The organism is Streptomyces sp. GL_148, assembly GCF_057834205.1.
This window is the reverse complement of record NZ_CM174396.1, coordinates 5,813,376-5,833,993: the sequence shown is the minus strand read 5'-3', so window position 1 is coordinate 5,833,993 and position 20,618 is coordinate 5,813,376. Positions and strand designations below refer to the sequence as shown.

16 protein-coding genes and 2 tRNA genes are annotated in these 20,618 nt (G+C 71.4%); 5 read left to right on the top strand and 13 right to left on the bottom strand.

The genetic code is table 11. The features are described 5' to 3' along the window. The first annotated feature begins 148 nt into the window (after window positions 1-148). On the top strand, window positions 149-565 hold the full coding sequence (locus tag AC3IYI_RS26905) for a Fur family transcriptional regulator (protein ID WP_489406146.1): 417 nt from the start codon (window positions 149-151) through the stop codon (window positions 563-565). A 130-nt stretch (window positions 566-695) separates the two neighbouring features. Here AC3IYI_RS26905 and AC3IYI_RS26900 read toward each other — a convergent pair. The 4 genes from AC3IYI_RS26900 to AC3IYI_RS26885 all read right to left on the bottom strand — a co-directional run bounded on the left by AC3IYI_RS26900 (window position 696) and on the right by AC3IYI_RS26885 (window position 5,968). Beyond that, window positions 696-769: transfer RNA gene (locus tag AC3IYI_RS26900), tRNA-Met, on the bottom strand. 58 nt (window positions 770-827) lie between these two features. Further along, the gene (locus AC3IYI_RS26895) at window positions 828-2,738 is read right to left on the bottom strand and encodes an SEL1-like repeat protein (protein ID WP_489406145.1); all 1,911 of its coding nucleotides are present in this window, start codon (window positions 2,736-2,738) and stop codon (window positions 828-830) included. Between the two features lie 202 nt (window positions 2,739-2,940). Next, window positions 2,941-3,014, bottom strand: a tRNA-Met gene (locus AC3IYI_RS26890). Window positions 3,015-3,058: 44 nt separating this feature from the next. Then, entirely contained in the window at window positions 3,059-5,968 is a 2,910-nt protein-coding gene (locus AC3IYI_RS26885; protein WP_489406144.1) for a UPF0182 family membrane protein, read from the bottom strand. A gap of 126 nt (window positions 5,969-6,094) precedes the next feature. Here AC3IYI_RS26885 and AC3IYI_RS26880 point away from each other — a divergent pair, with 126 nt between their 5' ends. Next, window positions 6,095-6,667 (top strand): PPA1309 family protein, encoded by a 573-nt coding sequence (locus tag AC3IYI_RS26880; protein ID WP_489406143.1) that lies wholly within the window; start codon window positions 6,095-6,097, stop codon window positions 6,665-6,667. Between the two features lie 36 nt (window positions 6,668-6,703). On the opposite strand, the gene AC3IYI_RS26875 is transcribed toward AC3IYI_RS26880, so the two are convergent. The 4 genes from AC3IYI_RS26875 to AC3IYI_RS26860 all read right to left on the bottom strand — a co-directional run bounded on the left by AC3IYI_RS26875 (window position 6,704) and on the right by AC3IYI_RS26860 (window position 10,102). Beyond that, complete coding sequence (locus AC3IYI_RS26875) at window positions 6,704-7,795, bottom strand: YlbL family protein (RefSeq protein WP_489406142.1); 1,092 nt, start codon at window positions 7,793-7,795, stop codon at window positions 6,704-6,706. 70 nt (window positions 7,796-7,865) lie between these two features. Continuing rightward, window positions 7,866-8,078 carry a hypothetical protein gene (locus AC3IYI_RS26870; RefSeq protein WP_489406141.1) on the bottom strand — a complete coding sequence of 71 codons (213 nt, stop codon included), beginning with the start codon at window positions 8,076-8,078 and terminating at the stop codon, window positions 7,866-7,868. Between the two features lie 127 nt (window positions 8,079-8,205). Then, complete coding sequence (locus AC3IYI_RS26865) at window positions 8,206-8,667, bottom strand: molybdenum cofactor biosynthesis protein MoaE (RefSeq protein WP_489406140.1); 462 nt, start codon at window positions 8,665-8,667, stop codon at window positions 8,206-8,208. Window positions 8,668-8,938: 271 nt separating this feature from the next. Beyond that, a complete protein-coding gene (locus tag AC3IYI_RS26860; protein WP_489406139.1) occupies window positions 8,939-10,102 on the bottom strand; it encodes an SDR family oxidoreductase in 1,164 nt (387 codons plus the stop codon). Between the two features lie 192 nt (window positions 10,103-10,294). On the opposite strand from AC3IYI_RS26860, the gene AC3IYI_RS26855 reads away from it, so the two are divergent. Beyond that, the gene (locus AC3IYI_RS26855; protein ID WP_489406138.1) at window positions 10,295-11,698 is read left to right on the top strand and encodes a zinc-dependent metalloprotease; all 1,404 of its coding nucleotides are present in this window, start codon (window positions 10,295-10,297) and stop codon (window positions 11,696-11,698) included. Further along, entirely contained in the window at window positions 11,695-12,219 is a 525-nt protein-coding gene (locus AC3IYI_RS26850; protein ID WP_489406137.1) for an NUDIX hydrolase, read from the top strand. Before AC3IYI_RS26855 ends, AC3IYI_RS26850 begins: the two co-directional genes overlap by 4 nt. 66 nt (window positions 12,220-12,285) lie before the next feature. On the opposite strand, the gene AC3IYI_RS26845 is transcribed toward AC3IYI_RS26850, so the two are convergent. The 4 genes from AC3IYI_RS26845 to AC3IYI_RS26830 form a co-directional block, all read right to left on the bottom strand. Then, window positions 12,286-13,041 (bottom strand): AIM24 family protein, encoded by a 756-nt coding sequence (locus AC3IYI_RS26845; protein ID WP_327254854.1) that lies wholly within the window; start codon window positions 13,039-13,041, stop codon window positions 12,286-12,288. A gap of 17 nt (window positions 13,042-13,058) precedes the next feature. Further along, on the bottom strand, window positions 13,059-13,739 hold the full coding sequence (locus AC3IYI_RS26840; RefSeq protein ID WP_327257661.1) for an AIM24 family protein: 681 nt from the start codon (window positions 13,737-13,739) through the stop codon (window positions 13,059-13,061). Between the two features lie 29 nt (window positions 13,740-13,768). Beyond that, complete coding sequence (locus tag AC3IYI_RS26835) at window positions 13,769-15,409, bottom strand: TerD family protein (protein WP_489406136.1); 1,641 nt, start codon at window positions 15,407-15,409, stop codon at window positions 13,769-13,771. Window positions 15,410-15,548: 139 nt separating this feature from the next. Then, window positions 15,549-16,175, bottom strand: coding sequence for a M48 metallopeptidase family protein (locus tag AC3IYI_RS26830; RefSeq protein ID WP_489411683.1), 627 nt, complete (start codon window positions 16,173-16,175; stop codon window positions 15,549-15,551). A gap of 179 nt (window positions 16,176-16,354) precedes the next feature. On the opposite strand from AC3IYI_RS26830, the gene AC3IYI_RS26825 reads away from it, so the two are divergent. Further along, window positions 16,355-17,461 (top strand): TOMM precursor leader peptide-binding protein, encoded by a 1,107-nt coding sequence (locus AC3IYI_RS26825; protein WP_489406135.1) that lies wholly within the window; start codon window positions 16,355-16,357, stop codon window positions 17,459-17,461. 5 nt (window positions 17,462-17,466) lie between these two features. Here AC3IYI_RS26825 and AC3IYI_RS26820 read toward each other — a convergent pair whose 3' ends face one another. Beyond that, complete coding sequence (locus AC3IYI_RS26820; protein WP_489406134.1) at window positions 17,467-20,586, bottom strand: tetratricopeptide repeat protein; 3,120 nt, start codon at window positions 20,584-20,586, stop codon at window positions 17,467-17,469. Between the last annotated feature and the right edge of the window lie 32 nt (window positions 20,587-20,618).

Genomic DNA, 20,618 nt, shown 5'->3' with positions numbered 1-20,618 from the left:
GTGCGCCTCCTGCGTAAATTTGCTGCAAACCTGTCCTGCGCCCTAACGTCACCGATCCTACGATGGACTTTGTCTAAGTCAAGCCAGGATCCAAATCGACACGTATTCGGGAGTTACACCGAATCCCCTCGCTGTTAGGCTGGCGTGCATGAGTGACCTGCTGGAACGACTTCGCGGACGCGGATGGCGCATGACCGCACAGCGGCGCGTCGTGGCCGAGGTGCTCGATGGTGACCACGTTCACCTGACGGCCGACGAGGTGCACGCGCGCGCCGTGGGCAGGCTGCCGGAGATCTCCCGCGCGACCGTCTACAACACCCTGGGCGAGCTCGTCAGCCTGGGCGAGGTGCTGGAAGTTTCCACGGACCGGCGCGCCAAGCGGTACGACCCGAACGCCCACCGCCCCCACCAGCACCTGGTGTGCGCACAGTGCGGCGCGATCCGTGACGTCCACCCGGCGGGCAACCCCCTGGCCGACCTGCCGGACACGGAGCGTTTCGGCTTCGTGGTGTCGGCGGTCGAGGTCACGTACCGCGGGGTGTGCCCGAACTGCGCCGGGGCATGACGGGGGCGTAGCGAACGAACGAAAGGGCCGGGGCTCGATGAGCCCCGGCCCTTTCCGTCGTTCTCGTCCGGGAAGCCCGGGAAACGACCGAAGGCCCGGATCCAGGGGATCCGGGCCTTCGAGCCTTCAGTAGCGGGGACAGGATTTGAACCTGCGACCTCTGGGTTATGAGCCCAGCGAGCTACCGAGCTGCTCCACCCCGCGTCGGTAAACCTGACTGTACGCGAGCACGGCGAGCAGATGCAAATCGGTGAACAGGGGTCTACGCGGATAGCTCCTCGGCAAGCGCTTCGCGCAGCCGGGCCGCCCGCTCGGAGACCTCGGCCGGGCCCAGTTCCATGGCGCGCACGCACCACTTCTGGCCCTCCGTCAGGTCTCCCTGCCGGGCCGCGAGCAGTCCCAGCCGCAGCGCCGCCCGGCCGTGGCCGGCCACCGCCGCCCGGGTCCACCACAGCGCCGCCTCGGGCTCGTTGCCCTCGCGCGCCAGCAGCAGCCCCAGGTTGAAGGCGCCGTTGCGGGAGCCGGCCTCCGCCGCCTCCCGGTACCACCGCGCGGCGGCCGCCAGCTCGCCCCGCGCGGCGGCCAGCATGCCGACCCGGACCTGCGCACGCCGGTGCCCCAGCTCCGCGGCCCGCTCGTACCACTCCTCGCTCTCGGTGCGCGCGGCTCCGCCCACCGGCTCGCCCAGGGCAACCGGCTCCGGCGGCGGTGCCAGCGACTCCAGCAGCGCGGCCAGCCGGAAGGCGGCCTCCGCGCTGCCGCCGCCGGCCGCGCACCGCAGGTGGCGTTCCGCCGCCCGCTCCTCGCCGTCGCGGACCAGCGCGATGCCGACCTGGAGCGCCGCGTCGGTGTGTCCCGCCGACGCCGCCCGCTCGTACCACTTCAGGGCCGTCCGGTCCTCGTCGCGGCTGGCGAAGAGGATCCCGAGGTTGAAGGCGGCGTCCACGCTCCCCGCCTCCGCCGCCTTCGAGAACCAGGGCTCCGCGCCCTCCGCGTCACCGCCCTGCAGCAGCAGGATGGCCAGCGCGTTGGCCGCCTCGCGGTGTCCCGCGTACGCCGCGCGCCGGTACCACTGCTCGGCCGGTCCGGTCCGCTCCTGGGCGGCGCAGAGCAGCGCGAGGTTGTACGCCCCGTTCTGGTCGCCCGCGTCCATCGCGGCCCGGTACCACTTCTCCGCCGTCTGGGTCTCGCCGCGCGCTGCGTGCAGTGCGCCCAGCGCGTTCGCCGCGTTGCCGTCGCCGTCCTGCGCGGCCCGCAGCCACCAGGTGGCCGCGTTCTCCTCGTCGCCGGCGTCGCGCAGCAGGAAGCCGAGCGCGCACGCCGCCCGCGGCTCGCCCTGCTTGGCGGAGGTCAGGTACCAGCGGCCGGCCTCCTTCAGCTCCCCGCGCGCCTCCAGCAGCGCGCCCAGGTGCAGCCCGGCGCGGCGGTGCCCGCGCGCGGCGGCCTGCCGGTACCACTGCTCGGCCTCGGCCGGGTCACCCTTGCGCAGGTGCCGGGCCAGCCGGTACGCGGCCTCGCGGTGCCCCTGCTCGGCGGCAGCGCGGAACCACCGCTCGACACCCTTGTCGCCGCGGTGCTCCAGCAGGTCGGCGAGGCCGTAGGCCCCCAGGGCATGGCCGGATTCCGCCGCCTGGCGCATCCAGTACTCGGCGGCGGGCTCGTCGCCCCGCTCGCGGTAGTAGCGGCCCAGGGCGTGCGCGGCGGGAGCGGATCCGGCCACGGCCGCCACGCGCCACCAGCCGGCGGCCTCCTCGGGGTAGCCGCGCTGGTGCAGCAGGACGCCCAGGTTGTTGGCGGCCGCGCGGTCGCCCTCGCCGGTCGCCCCGCGCAGGTACGGCTCGGCTCCCGCGAGGTCGCCGCGGCGCAGCAGAAGGGCACCCAGTACGCTCATCGCGCCCGGGTCCCCCTTGTCGGCGGCGGCCCTGTGCCGGGCCTCCAGCGCGGCGTCGCCGGCCGCGTCGGTCAGCCCGAAGACCGCGTCGTCGAACATCGCGTCGACCGACACGTCCGGCGTGGTCGGCGCCGTGGCCGTGGTCCGTACCGGCCGCGTGGTCATCGCGGTCCGCACGTCAACGGCCTGAGCCGCCCCATCGGCCTCCGCATCCGATTCGGAGTCCGCCCTCACAAACCGCCCTGTCTCCAGCAGAGTTGACCTGTCCCCCATAAATCCCATCGTCGCATCACCTGCTACCCGCGTACACCTGGTATGTCGCAGTCAGTGAGGTCACTACAGCGTTTTGTCGACATGCCCACAGGGAGACAAGTCAAACACGCTCACACCTCAACTCACCCACCCCAGTGACCCCGCGTCGGCGAAAAACTCGATTGGGCATGACGAAGGCCCGGATCCATCGGATCCGGGCCTTCGTCTTCAGTAGCGGGGACAGGATTTGAACCTGCGACCTCTGGGTTATGAGCCCAGCGAGCTACCGAGCTGCTCCACCCCGCGTCGGTAAACCAACAGTAGCACGACGCGGGGTGGAACCATTACCGCTATCCGCTGGGCGTCGGGGTGGGCGCGGGCGCCGCCACCTTCGCCTCGGCCTCGATCGCCCGCTTCAGGGCGGCCTGCAGATCGCTCTGGGCCTTTCCGTACGCCGCCCAGTCGCCGTCCTTGAGCGCCTTGTCGGCGTCGTCGACCGCCTTCTGCGCGTCCGCGAGGGCCGCCTTGACCGTCGGGTCCTGGCTGGTCGGCGGCGGGGTGGTGGTCCCGTCGCCCGGCGGGGTCGTCGGCGGGGTGGTCGCCGACTCGGCCCCGAACACCACGTTCAGCGCCTTCTCCAGCGTGTCCTCGAAGGCCGTCTGGTCCCCGTAGGTCACCAGGACCTTCTTCAGCAGCGGGTACTTGAGGCCGCCACCGCGCACGTAGACCGGCTCGACGTAGAGCATTCCCTTGTCGAGCGGGACCGTGAGCAGGTTGCCGTACTCCACCTGGGAATCGCCCCGGCTCAGGATGTTGATCTCCTGGGCGATCTCCGGCTTGGAGTTGAATCTCGCCTGGACGAGCTTCGGGCCGTCCACCGGGTTCTCCGTGGGCGTCTTCAGCAACTGGATCTTGCCGTAGTCGGCGGTGGTGGGATCGGCGTTGACCGCCATGAAGGCGGCCAGGTTGTCCCTGCCGTTCGGCGTGAGCGTCGTGGTGAGGGAGAAGGCCTGGTTGGGATCCTTCTGGCCCGGCATCTTCATGGAGAGGTAGTACGGCGGAACGGCCGTCCCCGCCTTGGTGGTCGGGTCGTCCGGCACTGCCCAGACCTCGCTGCCGCTGAGGAAGGTCTGCGGGTCCGTGACGTGGTAGCGGGTGAGCAGCTCACGCTGGACCTTGAAGAGGTCCTGCGGGTAGCGCAGGTGCTCCATCAGGGCCGGCGAGATCTCCTTCTTCTCCTTCACCGTGCCGGGGAAGGCCTTCATCCACGTCTTGAGGACCGGGTCCTTGGTGTCCCACTGGTACAGCTTCACCGTGCCGTCGTAGGCGTCGACGGTGGCCTTCACCGAGTTCCGGATGTAGTTGACCTGGTTCTCCTGCGCGACCACGGCGCGCTGGGAGTTGGTCAGCGAGTCCGCCGTCGTGTCCCCGAGCTGGGTGCGGGACGCGTAAGGGTAGCCGTTGGTGGTGGTGTAGGCGTCCACGATCCACTGGACCCGGCCGCCGATCACCGCCGGGTACACGGCTCCGTCGATCGTCAGCCACGGGGCGACCGCCTCGACCCGGGCCTTGGGCGTGCGGTTGTAGAGGATCTTCGACTTGTCGTCGATGGCGCCGGAGTAGAGGATCTGCGGCTCGCTGAAGGCCAGGGCGTACGCGGCGCGGTTGACCGGGTTGCCCAGGCTCACCCCGCTGTCGCCCTGGTACGTGGTCTCCTTCTCGCCCGAGTCGTTGGCGTAGTCGAGCTCCTTCTGCGGTCCGCCGACGATCGAGTACTGCTTCGTCTGCTCGCCGTAGTAGATCCGCTGCTCGTACGTCCCGAGGTCGCCCTGCGCCGGGAGGCCCGACTCGGTGAACAGGGGCTGCCCGCCCGGGGCCACCTCGGTGCCCTTGGCCGCGACCACACCGTATCCGTGGGTGTAACGGAAGTGGTCGTTGATCCAGTTGTTCTTCGGGATGCCCGCGAGGTTGATCTCACGGAGTCCGATGACCGTGTCCTGGCCCTTGTACCGGTCGACCGCCAGCGTGGCCGGGAAACCGTAGTAGCCCTTGTTCTGCTGGAGCTGCTGGAAGGCCGGGGACACGATGTTCGGGTCGAGCAGGCGGATGCTCGCCGTGGTGTTGGCGTCCTGGCGGAGCTTCTTCTTGTCCGCCTTGGGATCCGGCAGGCCCGGGTAGTCCGTGACCGAGGCGTCGGCGACCCCGTAGGCGTCGCGCGTCGCCTTGATGTTCTTCTGGACGTACGGGGATTCCTTGGCCTGCTCGTTCGGCTGGACCTGGAACTTCTGCACGATCGCCGGGTAGAGCCCGCCGATCAGGATCGCCGAGAGCACCATCAGGCCGAAGCCGATGACCGGGAGCTGCCAGGTGCGGCGCCACAGCGTCGCGAAGAAGAGCAGCGCGCAGATCGCGGCGATGGCGACGAGGATCGTCTTGGCCGGCAGGTACGCGTTGGCGTCGACGTAGCGCAGGCCGGTCCAGTTGTCCGCGGCCTTGAAGTCACTGGACTTCACGGCGAGGCCGTACCGGTCGAAGAAGTACGCGACCGCCTTGAGCGTGACGAAGAGGCCGAGGAGCACCGACAGGTGCCCGGTCGCCGCGGCGGTGGCCCGCGCACCCGGGCTGGTGACGCGCAGTCCGCCGTACAGGTAGTGCACGACGGCGGCGGCGATCACCGAGAGCACGACGGCGGCGAAGCCGAAGCCGAGCAGGAAGCGGTACCAGGGCAGGTCGAAGGTGTAGAACGACACGTCCAGGTTGAACTGGGGGTCCTTCGTACCGAAGGGCACCCCGTTCACGTACATCAGCCAGGTCTTCCACTGGCCCGCCGCCGAGGCGCCCGCGATCAGGCCGACCAGTGCGGAGATGCCGAGCAGCAGCCACTTGCGGTACGGCGCGACGGTCATCCGGTAGCGGTCGAGGCTCTGCTGCTCCATCGACATCGCGCTGAGCGGCGGCCGCAGCCGGTGCGCCAGCCAGATGTTCAGCCCGACGGCACCTGCCATGAGGAGGCCGAAGACGGCGAAGAGGCCGACCTTGGTCCACAGGGTGGTGGTGAAGACGGTGGAGTAGTTGACGGAGCGGAACCAGAGCCAGTCCGTCCAGAAGCCGGCGAACATGATGAACGCCATGGCCAGGACGGCCAGCACGCCCAAGGTCATCAGAAGAGTCCGGGCGCGCCGGGACGGGCGGCCGACTCTCATCCGTGGCCCGGAGGGGCCTCCGCCGCGGTCCGGCATCTGGAAAGCCAAGGTGCGCACCTCGAAAGTCGCTGTGTGTAAGTGATGCTGAGATTTTTCAAAGCATGGGCCCCCGATCGTAGAGCCCACTCATTCAACTTACTGAGGCTTTAGTCAGTTCCCGGTATCCGGTGGAAAGGAGGCAGGATGTTGCCCATGTCCAACCTTTCGCCGTCCCCCGGCACCCCTATGGCGGCAAGCCCGCTGACCCGTGCCGTCCTCGAAATCGACGAGTACGCCTCCACCCTCGGCTGGGACAAGCCCGCCCGGCTCTTCGCTCTGGTCGACACGGCCAAGCTGCGCAAGGAGGCGCCCGGCGTCGCCCGTCAGCTCGGCCTCGACCAGGACGACACGGGCAAGAACCAGCTCACCCCGATCGAGCAGGACGAGGTGCCGGCCGGGACCCCGCTGGACAAGTTCCTGGGAACCATCGCCTGGCCCCCGTCGATCCTCGGCTGCGCGCTGACGGTGGAGCGGCTGATGCTGCCGCCGTCGGCGGAGTCCTCCGTACCGGAGGGGCTCAGCGACAAGCAGCTGGCCAAGTGGGTCGCCTCCCACCCCGACCGGCAGGAGGTCCGGCTGACCGTGGGCGTCCTGCGCGACGGCTCGCGGGAGTCGGCCGTACGGCTGCGGGACAAGGACTCGGCGAACGACGTGCTGACCGGCGCGACGCTGGTGCCGGGGCTCGCCGAGGCGCTGGCCGCGACCTTCCTCGACTAGGCACGCCGGGGGGCGCGGCGCGCTCTCGGGACGCGGTCAGGGCTTGGCGCTGCACTGCGTCAGCCCGGCCGTGTCCCCCTTGCTGATCTTCTCCAGCGCCTTCACGGCGTCGTCGATGGTGGAGACCTTCACCAGCGTCAGCCCGTCGGGCACGTCGGTCGCGGCGGAGGCGCAGTTCTCGGCGGGCGTCAGGAAGTACTGGGCGCCGGCCTGGCGGGCGCCGATGGTCTTCATCTGGATGCCGCCGATCGGGCCGACCTTGCCCGCGTCGTCGATGGTGCCCGTGCCGGCGATGAACTTGCCGCCGGTCAGGTTCTCCGGGCTGAGCTTGTCGACGATGCCGAGCGCGAACATCAGGCCGGCGCTGGGGCCTCCGACGTCGGCGAGCTTGATGTCGACGGTGAACGGGAAGGTGTGGTCGGTGCCGGCCCGGATGCCGACGATCGCGTGACCGTCGCCCTCCGCCTTGCCCGCGATGATCGTGACCTTCTTCGTGCCGGTGGGCTCGCGGTGCGCCTTCTCGGCCTCGGCGGCCTCGGGGGCGGGCACGATGGTGAAGTCGACCGGCTCGCCGGGCTTGTGCTTGGTGACCAGCTTCGCCACGTCCTCGGGAGCCTTGACCGGGGTCCCGTCCACGGCCTTGATGACGTCCCCGGCGTGCAGCTTGCCCTCGGAGGGGCTGCCCTTGACCACGGAGGCGACGATCACGCGGGCGGCCACCGGGATGCCGAGCTGCTTGAGGGCGGCCACCTTGGCGCTCTCCTGCGACTGGCTGAACTCCTCGGCGTTCTCCTGCGTGGACTCCTGCTCCGTCTTGCCGTCCGGGTACAGGTTCTCGTGCGGCACGACGATGTTGTCGCCCGCGGCCCAGCCGTACACGGCTTCCAGCAGGTTCATGTCGTAGTCCGCGCCGGTGACGCGGACCGTCGTCATGTTCAGGTGCCCGGTCGTCGGGTACGTCTTGTGCCCCGAGATGTTCAGGACGGGCTCGCCGTGCGAGTCCCCGAGCGTGTTCACGGTCGGGCCCGGGCTCATCTCGGAGTACGGGGCCTTCATGAACACTCCCGCGCAGAGCAGCGCGAAGAGCATGAGGGTGGAGGCGAGCATCGTCGCAGTGCGGCGTGGCATGGATCGACAGTACGTGACGGCCCTGACGGGCGGCCCCCGGGGCCGGTCCGTACGGGGGCCCGGCGCCGGCTCAGACGGAGTCGACCGTGTCCTTCTTGCGGTGCGCGTCCGCGTCCGCCTTCACCGCGCCCGGTTCGCTCTGGCCCATGGCCTCGCGGAACCGCGCGTAGCCCGCGAGCTCGGATATGTCACCGGCTGTACGGTCGCGTGCCGCCCAGCTGCCCCATATCGCCGCTCCGATCGCGGCGAACAGCGGAATCAGCAACCACGCCAAAGACGCCATGGGCGTGTCTCCCTACCCCGAAGTACGTGTTGTTGGTGCCTTCAACGCTGCTGCCCGGGAGGGGGTTACGCAAATCGAGGGCGTGTTGCGCGTCCGAACGGGGCAATCCGCAGGCCCGGACCCTGCCTCAGCAGGCGCCGACCCACTCCTCCGTGCCGTCCGCGAAAGTCTGGTGCTTCCAGATCGGGACCTCGTGTTTGAGGTCGTCGATGAGCATCCGGGCGGCCTCGAAGGCCTCCCCGCGGTGCGGGCAGGACACGGCGACGATCACCGCGAGGTCGCCGACGGCCAGGTCGCCGATGCGGTGGACGGCGGCGAGGGCGCGGACCGGGTACTTCTCCACGACGCGCTCGGCGACGCGGCGCATCTCCGCCTCGGCCGAGGGGTGGCAGGAGTAGCCGAGCTGGTCGACGTCCGCCCCGCTGTCGTGGTCGCGCACCGTGCCGACGAAGAGCGTCGTGCCGCCCGTCGCATCGTCGCCGACGGCCTGGAAGACCTCGTCGATCGAGAGCGCGGTCTCACGGATTTCGAGCAGCCGGATCGGGTCCGGAGCGGCGTACTCGCCGGGGTGGTCGAAGTGCGGTGCCATACCTTCCATCGTGCCCTAGCCGCCGACCCGGCGGAATAGCAGTTTCACCAGGTCCCCACCCGCCCCCTTGGGAGCCTCCTACAGAAACCGCCTGGTCGCGGCGCCCCACACGGGCAGCCGCCGACGGCCACATCCAGCCCCGCCGGCCCGCACGGGCAGGCCGACCCCCGGCGAAATTCAGCCCCGCCGGCGTTTGAGGCGCGGGGGTCCGGGGGCGGCGCCCCCCGGGAACGGTGCCGCACCGGAGGCCGCGCCCCGACCCCGCGCGGGGTCAGATGCCCCGACGGCGGCGCGCAGCGCGGATCGCGGCGGCGGCGCCCAGCAGCGCGACCGTCGCCCCCGCGGCACCGGCCGCCGTGGCGTCCTTGCGCCCCAGCCGCCGCCCCGCCACGGTGTGCCGCCCCGCGACCTCCTGGAGGAGCTCCGCCAGCACCTCCTCGTTGGTCCAGCGCGGCCGCCACCCCGCCGCGTGCAGCCCGCTGACGCTGACCACCCACGGGTGCATCGTGTACGCGAGGTCCCCGGCCGGGGACGGGGTGAGGCCGATCCGGTGCAGCCTGGCCGCCGCGCCCAGGGCCACGGCCGATGGGAGCTCCATGCGGCGGATCCCGCTCAGCTCCTCGACCTGCTCCTGCTCCAGCCAGCCCTCGCAGCCGACCGCCAGCTCTCCCTCGACCTTCTCCAGGGCCGCGTACTCCAGCGCGCTGACCAGGTCCTCGACGTGGCAGAACTGCCAGGTCGGGCGGGAGCCCGCCACCACCAGCAGGCGCGGGGACTCGAAGTAGCGGGTCAGCGCGGTGTCCGTGCCGCCGACCAGTACCGCCGGGCGGACCACGGTGACGTTCAGGCCGGGGTGCGCGCGCGGCGCCCGGCGGCCCAGGCGCTCGATCTCCAGCAGGTCGCCGACGCCGGTCGCCTCGGCGGTGGCGCGCAGCTCGGCGTCCTCCGAGAGGGGGATGTCGTTGTCCGGCAGGGCCCCGTAGACCATGGCCGAGGTGCAGAGCACGACCCGGTGCACTCCGGCCGCCGCGGCGGCGGTGAGCACGGTCTGGGTCCCCCGCACGTTGTACGCCGTACGGGCTGCCGGGTCGGTCTCCAGGTCGAGGTCCAGGGCGAGGTGCACCACGACGTCCGCGCCGCGCAGTTTCTCCGCGATCGCGGGGTCCCGTACGTCCAGGAGGTGCCACTGCGCTTCGGTGCAGTCCCCGCGCCGCTCGTCGATCGCGACGACCCGCTTGACCTCCTCGGACGCGGCCAGCCTGGTCACCAGGGCCGCGCCGACCCCCGAGGCGGCGCCGGTCACGGCGATCACAGGGCCTCGGCGCGCGGAACCGCCCGGGTTTCGCGTCCGGCGAACGCCCTGGGCGTCCTCGCCGTGCTCAGGGCGGTCTTCGGGGCCCTGCTCGTCCAAAGCGTGCGGATCTGGGGAACTCACCAGGCGTCTCCAGCGGTTGTCTTCAGTAGGGACGCGCCGTGACGCGGACCCACCAGTTGATGTCCATCCTGCCGCAGCCCAGGAGTCAGCGGAGCACCGAGCCCGGAAGCGGGTCTGGTGTCTACGCTGGGTGGTGTTGTCGACCCATTGCCCGCCGGCTCCCGCCGGCGGCCCTACGAGCCGAGGAAACCCGTGAGCGACACCCCATTCGGATTCGGCCTTCCGCCCGAGGAGCCGGACAACGGCGACGAGGGCAAGAAGAAGGGCAACCAGGGCGGCCAGAGCGGCCCGAATCCGTTCGGGTTCGGTACGGGCCTGCCCGGCGGCTCCGGCGGCCCGGGGGACGCCGACAACCCCTTCGCCGCGATGTTCGGTTCCATGAACCCGAACGACCTCGGCGCCGCCTTCCAGCAGCTCGGCCAGATGCTGAGCTACGAGGGCGGTCCGGTCAACTGGGACATGGCCAAGGACATCGCCCGCCAGACCGTGGCCCAGGGCACCGCGGACGGGGTCAAGGACGCCAGTGTGGGCCTCGCCGAGAAGTCGGCGGTCGAGGAGGCCGTGCGCCTCGCCGACCACTGGCTCGACGACGTCACCTCGCTGCCGTCGGGCGCCGCCACCGCCGTGGCGTGGAGCCGCGCCGAGTGGGTCGAGGCGACCCTGCCGGTGTGGAAGGAGCTCGTGGACCCGGTCGCCGAGCGCGTCGGCGCGGCCATGGGCAGCGTCCTGCCGGAGGAGATGCAGGCCATGGCGGGCCCGCTGCTCGGCATGATGCGCTCCATGGGCGGTGCCATGTTCGGCCAGCAGATCGGCCAGGCCGTGGGCACCCTCGCGGGCGAGGTCGTGGGCTCGACCGACGTCGGACTCCCGCTGGGCCCGGCCGGCAAGGCCGCGCTGCTGCCGCTGAACATCGAGAGCTTCGGCAAGGACCTGGGCGTCTCCTCCGACGAGGTACGGCTGTACCTGGCACTGCGCGAGGCCGCCCACGCGCGGCTCTTCGCGCACGTGCCGTGGCTGCGCTCGCACCTCTTCGGCGCGGTCGAGGGGTATGCGCGGGGCATCAAGGTCGACACCTCGAAGCTGGAGGACGTGGTCGGCCAGCTCGACCCGTCGAACCCGGAGCAGCTGCAGGAAGCCCTCCAGGGCGGCATGTTCCAGCCGCAGGACACCCCCGAGCAGAAGGCCGCGCTGGCCCGTCTGGAGACGGCGCTCGCGCTGGTCGAGGGCTGGGTCGACGCGGTCGTGCACGAGGCGGCCAAGCCCCGGCTGACCTCGGCGGACGCCATGCGCGAGACCATGCGCCGGCGGCGCGCCTCGGGCGGCCCGGCGGAGCAGACCTTCGCCACGCTGATCGGGCTGGAGCTGCGGCCGCGCCGGCTGCGCGACGCCTCGCGGCTGTGGGCCTCGCTCACCGACGCGCGCGGCGTGGACGGGCGCGACGGGCTGTGGGAGCACCCGGACATGCTGCCGACGGCTTCCGACCTGGACGACCCGGACGGGTTCGTGCACCGCGAGCAGCTGGACTTCTCCGAGATCGACAAGATGCTGGGCGAGGCCGCCCAGAAGCGCGAGCAGGACGGCGACGACAAGAAGTGACCCTGCACGAAGACGCGGTCCTCGTACTCAAGCGCTACGAGGGCCAGAGCGAGCTGCGCGACGTCTACCTGGAGCACCTCGCGGCGCATCCCGACGGGGTCTACAAGCCCTGCCGTGCCGGCCACATCACCGGCAGCGCGCTGGTGATCGACCCGGAGCGGGAGCGCGTCCTGCTGACCCTGCACAAGAAGCTGGGCATGTGGCTCCAGATGGGCGGGCACTGCGAGCCGGGTGACGCCACCCTCGCCGACGCGGCCCTGCGCGAGACCCGCGAGGAGTCCGGCATCACCGACGGGCTGACCCTGCTGCCCGGTGGCCCGGTGCGCCTGGACCGGCACCCGATCCCGGCTCCGTGCAACTGGCACCTGGACGTGCAGTACGTGGTGCTGGCGCCCGCCGGGGCCGTCGAAGCGATCAGCGACGAGTCGCTGGACCTGCGCTGGTTCCCGTACGCCGAGGTGGCGGAGGTGGCCGACACCTCGGTGGTGCGGCTGCTGGAGGCGACCCTGGCGCGGCTCTGACCGCGCCGGACGCGCGACGGGGGGCGGGCCTGATGCGGCCCGCCCCCCGTCGCGTACGCCGTCCGGCTAGTTCCAGGCGTTGTTCTGGTTCTGCGCGTGGGCGCCCTGCTGGCCCATGCCGAACTGCGCGGCCGCGCCCTGCCCGATCTGGGCGTTCTGCGGCGGGAGCGCCTCGCTGGGCTGGACCAGGGCGAAACCGGTGCCGAGGAAGCTCAGCTCCCAGCCCTCGCCGGTGTTGCCGCGCCGCCGCCAGACGCCGGTGGAGTGCGTCTGGGCCTGCATCTGCACGCGCAGCGAGGTGGACCAGGCGACGATGGCGTCCGCGTCGGCGTTGACGTACTTGTCGGGCGTGACCTGCAGCATCAGCGGCTGCCCGGAGGTCATCAGCGCGACCTTGCCGCGGCCGGTGATGTTGAGCTGGTACTTGCCGGAGCCGGAGATCCCGTACTGGCTGTCCACCGCGATGGCCTCGGTGTGCAGGGTGGAGTCCAGGGCCAGCACGTAGCTGCTGTCGACCGTGAGGCCTTCCTGGTCCACGTCCACGACGTGGACGTACTGCGCCAGGTTGGCGAGGTAGACCGTGCCCTGCCCGGAGCAGCGCATCAGGTCGAGGCCCTCACCGGTGCGGGCGCGGGCATTGCGCTGGGTGGTGCTCTGGTACTCGCCGTCGAAGTCGATGATCCCCTGGTAGGCGACCATCGCGCCCTTGCGGGCGAGGACGTCGTCGGAGCCGCTCAGCGAGACCCGCAGCAGCTGCGGGTTCTGGACGGCGTACCGCTCCTGGGACTGCGCCTCTGCGTGGGCGAAAAGTGAGCTCTGCATGGTGTGTCTTCTCCCCCTCAGCCCCGGGCCCGGAGCCGGTCGGTGCTGTCCTCGCTGGGCTGTACGACGACGATGCCCTGGCCGGAGAAGGCCATCTGGTAGGCCTCCCCGCTGCCCCGGCCGAGCATGGACGAGGCCTTGAAGCTTCGCTTGCCCTTGACCTTGAGGTTCGGGGACCAGGCGACGAGCGCGTCGGGGTCGACGTACGTCTCGTCCTCGCCGCGGCCGCAGTCGACCACGATCGGCGTGCCGCGCGAGGTGATCGCGACCCAGCCGGTGCCGGCGACCGACACGTTGAACAGGCCCTGTCCGGCGAACTTGGCCATGCCCTTGACCCGCTCCACGCCCCACTGGAGGTGGGCGTCGAAGGCGAGCAGGTTGGTGCCGTTGACGGAGAGCGAGTCGTTGTTGAGGTTGATCACGACGACGTCCGCGCCGTAGTCGGCGAGGTAGAGCAGGCCGTCGCCCGTGCATTTCATGAGCGGGGCGCCTTCGCCGGTGAGCCACTGCGAGGCCATCTGGCGGACGGCCGGCGGGTTGGGCTCGTACTGCACGAAGCCCTCGTAGGCGACCATCGATCCGGTGCGCGCGAAGAGGTCCTGGCCGCTCTGCATGGCGACCTTGAGCATCGCGCGGCCGTGGTTCTCCATGCGGGCCGTGACGGGGGTCGGGGCGTAGCCCGCGAGCTGCTGATTCATAGCGTTCATGGCATTCATGTGGGGCTCCCTCAGACCTCGTACGGCTGGACGACGATGAAGTTGCCGGGGGCGCCGCGGAACTGGAGGTTCACGGTCTCCCCGCTGTGGCCGGGGTAGGCGTTGCGGCGCAGCCGGACCTGGCTGGAGATGATCACCTGGGCGGCGGAGGACCACGCGACTATGGCGTTGCTGTCCGCGAAGGTGGTCGGCGTGACGGGCAGGACGACGGGCACGCCGTGCGTCTTGACGATCACCGTGCCGGTGCCCTGGAACTGCATGGTGAACAGGGCGCCGCCCGGGATGCCGTGGCCCTCGATGCGGCGGACCTCGTGCTGGAGCGACTCGTCGAAGGCGAGGACGTTCTCGGCGGAGACGCAGATGCCGTCGCCCTGGAGCTCGATGGAGTGCAGGTGGGCGCCGTCCTCCGCGAGGAAGACCTGGCCGCGGCCGGCGCAGCGCATCAGCTGCATCTCCTGGCCGGTGGCGTTGCCGACGACGCGGCCGGCGAAGCCCGCGCCCTTGTAGCTGAAGTCGACCTTGCCCTGGTAGAGGACCATGCTGCCCTGGCGGGCGAGGACGGCCTGGCCGCCCATGGCCAGGTCGACGCGCATGAGCTGCTGGTTCTGCGGGGTCCAGCGGGCGCCCGTGGGGGCTTCCTTGTACGGCTGGAGGGCGGCGGCGAGTCCGGCGCCGGCGGCGGGCACCACCATCGCGGGCTGGCCGTAGCCCTGGGGCTGCTGGCCGAAGCCGGGCTGCTGGCCGTACGGGGGCTGCTGCTGGCCGGGGACCTGGCCGTACGAGGGCTGCGGCTGCTGCCCGTACGGCGCGGGGGCCGGCGCGGGCGGCGGAACCTGCCCGTAGGGCGCGGGGGCCGGCGGGGCCAGGGGGGCGCCCATCGGTGCGGCCATGGTGGGGGCCGCGTGGACGGGCTGCTGGTACGGCGCGGGGGCCTGGGCCGGGGCCTGGGCGGGCGCCGGTGCCTGGGGCGGAGCCTGGGCGGGCGCGCCGAAGGAGGGCGCCGGGGCCGGGGGCTGCGCCTGGGCGGGCGCGCCGAAGGAAGGCGCCGGGGCGGCGGCCTGCGGGGGCGGGGCGAAGCCGGGCGCGCCGGCCGGGGCCTGCGCCTGCGGTGCGGGCTGCTCCTCCTCGGCGACCTCGCCGCCGAAGTTCTGGAGCAGCGCGGCGAGCCCGCCGTCGAAGCCCTGGCCGACGGCGGCGAAGCGCCAGACGTCCTTGAGGTAGAAGTCGCCGATCATCAGCGCGCGCTCGGTGGTGAACTCCGAACCCGAGAAGGAGTACCGGACGACTTCCTCGCCGCCCGCCACGATGCGGATGTAGCCGGGGCCGATCTGCGACATCTGCCCGGCGCCGTCGATCGAGGCGGCGAAGGAGAGCTTGTGGATGTTGGCCGGAATGCGGTCCAGGGTCACCCGGAAGGATTCCGTGTCGCCGGCCTGCGTGCCGAGCTGCTGGATGGACTCCTCCGGCGACTTCGGCTGGTTGAAGAAGACGAAGTAGCGGTCGTCCGAGAGCTGTTCGTTGACGTCGAGGCCAAAGCAGCTGATGTCGATGGCGAGTCCTGGCCCGGCGATCTGGACACCCACATAGAGGTCCGTGCCCGCCGTCAGATCACTGATTTTGGCCTTGTGACCGCGTTGGAATTCCCTGGCCATACGTAAGACCGTCCCCCATCCCGACTGTGAATGCGTGCCGCTCAGGCTAACGGCAACCTCGGACATCCGGCCAAGTCGGTACCGACCCGGTACATATCACGAGCTGTGACATCCGGGGCATATAGCGGGCAAATGCGGATCATTCCTCGCGGGCGGCGGGGACTGTCGGAAGGTGTTCGGCGGCGACGACTCCTTCGAGGTACCCGCGCGCCCGCTCGGTGCGCGGGTACGCCTCCAGGAGTTCCCAGAAGCTGGGGCCGTGGCCGGGCACGAGGAGGTGCGCCAGCTCGTGCAGCAGCACGTAGTCGACGACGTACTCCGGCATCCCCTGGATGCGGTGCGAGAGCCGGATGCTGCCTTCGGCCGGGGTGCAGGAGCCCCAGCGGGTGTTCTGATTGGTGACCCAGCGGACCGTGCGGGGGCGGGCGCGGCCACTGAAGTACTGCTCGGACAAACGCTCGGCGCGCTCGGCGAGTTCCGCGTCCCCGAGGGTGCGCTTGCTCTCCTGCGCCGCCAGCTTGTCGAGCATGACGCCCACCCAGCGCTGTTCCTCGGCCTCGGACATCCGGGCAGGGATGAGGACGACCGTACGATCACCCTCGCGGTAGGCGGATACGGTCCTTCGGCGGCGCGCGCTCCGGCGGACTTCGACGGCGCGCTGTGGTGGATCGGCGGACACGCCATGACGGTACCCGCTCGCCGCGGCGGAAGTCCCGCCCCGCTCGGAGTCGAACACGAACCGATGCGCAGTCGGCGGCACGGGCAGCCCGCAGGCGGGCCGGAGGCGAACCAAAGAACCCCAACCATTCATTTCATATACCTAATACCCCTCACCTGTGGACAAACTTGCGCAGGTCTTTCGCCGGCCGGGCAATCTTGCGGAAAGCGACGCGGCCCCACGGGAATGCGGCGCGTGAATCGAACCGCGAATCGAGGGAGGACACGATGTATCCGAAGGTGAAGCCGGCGCTGGCACGGGCCTGGCGGGATCTGCAGACGGTGCAATTCGGTGTGACGCCCGCCCACGCGGTGGTGCTCGGTCCGGTGGACACGGCGACGGGCTCGCTCCTCGACCTGATCGACGGGACGCGGGGCATGGAACTGCTCCGGTCGGAGGGCAAGGCGATGGGGCTCCCGGACGGCCGGGTCGACGAGGTGGTGCGCAGGCTGGCGGCGGCCGGGCTGCTCGACGACGCCACGGCGGGCGGCCCCCACGCCCAGGCGGTGCGGGACCGCCCCGAGGCCCTGGAGCGGCTCGGCCCGGACCTGGGGTCGCTGTCCTTGGTGCGTCCCCGGCCGGGCGGTGACTTACAGGGGGTCGCCGCCCGCCGGGTGATACGGGTTCAAGTGCGCGGGAGCGGCCGGGTGGGGGCGGTGATCGCCTCGGTCCTGGCGGGAGCGGGCATCGGCCGGGTCGAGGTGCTCGACGGGGGCCGCACGCAGCCGGCGGACGTGGCGCCGGGCGGTCTGGGCCCCGGCAGCGTGGGACGGCTGCGCGCCGAGGCAGCGCGGACGGCGGTCCGCGACGCGGCCCCCGGACGCGGGCCGCGGACCGGTGAGAGCGAGGGACCGGAGCCGGGGCTGGCCCTGGTGGTGGTCGCACCCCGGGACGGGCTGCAGTCCTGGGCCCCCGATCCGCAGACGGCGGCCGACTGGGTCGCCACCGGCACCCCTCATCTGTACGCGGGGGTACTGGAGGGCACCGGGCTGGTGGGACCGCTGGTCCTCCCCGGAGCCACGGCGTGCGCCGGCTGCATGGAGCGCGACCGGATCGAGCGGGACCCGGCCTGGCCGCGCATGCTGGTCCAGTGGCGCTCGGCCCACCGCCGCCGCACCGCAGCCGCCTGCGACCTGGGCCTCTCCACCGCCGTGGCCGGCCTGGCCGCGGCCCACGCCCTGTCCTTCCTCGACGGCGAACTCCCCGCCTCCACCGCCACCCGCTGGGAGGCTTCCCTCCCGACCCTCCACTGGCAGTCCACCCCGGTCCGCCCGCACCCCGACTGCCCTTGCGCGGCGGCCAGTGTCCCGGCGGGGCAGGGGGTGGGGGCATGAGGGGGCTATGGGGGAGGCGCGGTCGCGAGCCTCGCCTCGAGTACCCGGCAGAACCCCTCGATGCGGGGCTCGGCCGCCGGGATCACGGGGATGAGGCTGCGGAGGGCGATGATCAGTTCGCGTGTCTCCCCCGGGTTCGGGTCGGCGTCCAGGAACTCCGCGAGATACTGCTCGGCCTGTTCCCAGCGTGGCCAGAGGCAGTGGGCGAGCAGGAGGTTGCCCACGTCGGATACATGGCGTTCTCCGGCGCGGAGAGGGCTCAGCAGGTCGACGGCGCGCGTCAGGTGCTGGTCGCGGTCCGGGTGGCGGAGGGCTTCCATGACGACGGCCAGTTCGTAGTGCGTCCAGGCCTTGGTGGGGTCCAGCTCTGTGGCGCGGGCGAGTTCGGCGAACGCCTCTTCCCGGTGGCCGAGGAGGCGGTGGGCCACACCGCGGGAGGTGAGCAGGGAAACGCCGGCGGGACGGAGTTCCTCCGCGCGCGCATAGGAGGCCAAAGCCGCCGCGTAATCGCCCAGCATGCGGCGGCAGCCGCCGCCCCTCTCGATGGCCCGGCTGTCGTCCGGGGCGATCTCGAGGACCCGGTCGAAGTCGGGGAGCGCCCTCTCGAACCAGCCGAGCCTCATGAACACCGTTGCGCGCAAGTCGAACACCCATGGCTCGTCCGGCAGCAGCGCGATGGCACTGTCGATGTCGGCCAAGGCCTCGGTGTACCGGTTCAGAGACAGGAACGCCCTTCCCCTCAGGCCGATGGCCGATCCGAGGTTCGGGTCGAGCTCGATGGCCCTGGTGTAGTCCGCCAGGGCCTCTTCGAACCGACCGGCCACCTGGTGGACGTCGGCCCTTCCGGCCACGGGCCAGGCCTCGTCGGGCTCCAGCTCGGTGGCCCGCGTGAAGTCGGCCAGGGCCTCCTCGTACCGGCCCAGATCACGGTAGGCACGCCCCCGGCTCGCGAAGGCCCAACAGTAGTCCGGGGCGAGACCGATGGCCCGGTCGAAGTCGTCGAACGCCTCCTCGTGGCGCCCCATCGACTGGAAGGTCCTTGCCCGGTGCACCAACGTCCAGGCGGCGTTGCCGGGTCGGATGGCCACCGCACGCGCGAAGTCGGCCAAGGCCTCCTCGTAGCGGGCCGCCGCATGGTGGATCGCGCCACGTCCGGTGAGCGCCAGCCGATGCTCTGGAGCCACCTCCAACACCACGTCGAAGTCGGCCAGGGCCTCCTGGTGCCTGCCCGACGAGTAGTGCAGCAGCCCGCGGTCGGCCAGGCTCAGGACGTGACGGGGCTCGAGTTCGACTGCTCGCGTGTAGTCGGCGATCGCCTCGTCGTACCTCCGTGTGAGCTCGTAGGTCCGACCTCTGCCGTAATGGGCGCGCTCATGGGGGGTCAGGGCGAGAGCCTGGGTGTAGTCGGTCAGGGCCTGCGCGAAGTCCAGGCTGTTGCGGTGGTCCCGGCCACGCAGGGTCAGGGCCAGGGCCCGCCCTTCGGGGGCGAGGCCGCCGCGGGTCAGGAGCAGCGTCAACGCCGCGATGCCCGGCGCCGGCCGGCCCAGGGCCGCACGGAGGTCTTCGGACCACCGGGTCAGGGCCGGGGAGTCCGTGTCGCGGCCCGCGGCGGCCAGGACTGCGGTCCAGCGGTGGAGGGTGGTGATGCCGTGGTCGTAGGCGTCGACCAGGTCCCGGAGCACGGGCGGGAGGGCCGTGCGGGGGTCGGCGCAGAGGCGGTGGTAGGCCTCCTCCAGGCGGTGGCCGCGCCAGGTTTCGTCCGACCACCACCCCTCGGACGGGGCGGCCGCCTCCTCCAGCTGCGCGCGGCGCCGCCGGAAGGCATCGGCCAGCCGGGTGTGGAGCTGCTCCCACCGGATCGGGGACTGCCTGCGCTGCAGGCGCAGCATCGCGCCGCGGACCACCTCGTGGTAGCGGCAGTGGCCCGAGCGGTCGGTGACGAAGGGCATCGACCGGAGCCAGCCGAAGAGTTCGGCCGCTTCCTCCTCGACCGCGGCCCGGAAGACGTCCTCGTCCAGCTCCTGCGGGAACGCGCAGGCCAGGGCGGCGGCCCGGCGGGCGGGGTCGGGCACCCACTTCAGGAACCGCTCGACGGCGGTGCCGCTCGGGTCTCCGATCTCTTCCACTTCCTCCACCGTGCCCGGTTGCGTCTCGGCCAGGGTGGAGACCAGGACCGGAAGGCGGCCCGACAGGCGCAGGATCACCTCGACGACCCGCTCGTCGGTGACTCCCTTTCCGGTGAGGAGGAGCCGTGCTTCGGTCTCGGTGAAGACCTCGAGCGGCCAGTCGGTGACGAGGTCGTGCCAGTCTTCCCAGGTGCGGGCGGCCAGCTTCGACTGTCCGGCCAGGGTGACCAGCACGTTCGCGGGGAACTCCCCGTAGCGTTCGCTGCCCAGCACGTCGCGGAGCCAGGTGTCCAGCACGGGGCCGGTGCGCTCGTAGGTGTCGAAGAAGAGCACGATCCACGGGTGTTTGCGTGCCACCTCGGCGAGCTCTTCGAGGAACACCGGGGTCAGCGTGTCCAGTGGGGAGAGGACCAGCTCGACGTCGCCGTGGTTGCGCAGCCTGGTGCTGAGGAGGGCCTTGACCCGGTCCGCGCCGGCGGCGACCTGGTTCGGGTCGACCACGCCGGTGAGCGCGCCGACGCCCGGGATCATGCCGAGCCCGACGAGGCCGAGTTGCGAGGCGATCATGCTGGAGGGGGACGGAGGCGGGACGCCTCCGGTCACCGGGTCGGGCCCGGTGGCGGCCGTTTGGACTCCGGCGTCGGCCTCGTGCCGGCGCTGGCGGTAGGTGGCCAGCAGCTTGTCGAAACCCTTCATGGCCAGGCCGCGCTGGGCGAACTGGGCGCTGACGGCCTCCATCGTCTCGATGACGTCCGCGACCGACTCGTCCACGTACGCGGTGACCGCACCGCCTTCGCGGGCGATGGTTTCCAAGTGCCGTACCAGGGTCGACTTGCCGACGCCGCCGGGACCGCGGATGTGGAAGAGGAACTGCGCCGCTTCCTCCGGGGGCTGCCTGAGGGCGTCCCGGAAGGCACTGACCTCACCTTGTCTGCCGATGAAGCCGACGGATCGGCGTCGCCGGATCAGTTCCTGCCTCGAAGGTCCCCGCCCCGCCATCCCCCAGCCCTTCCACCGGCATTACGCGGTCC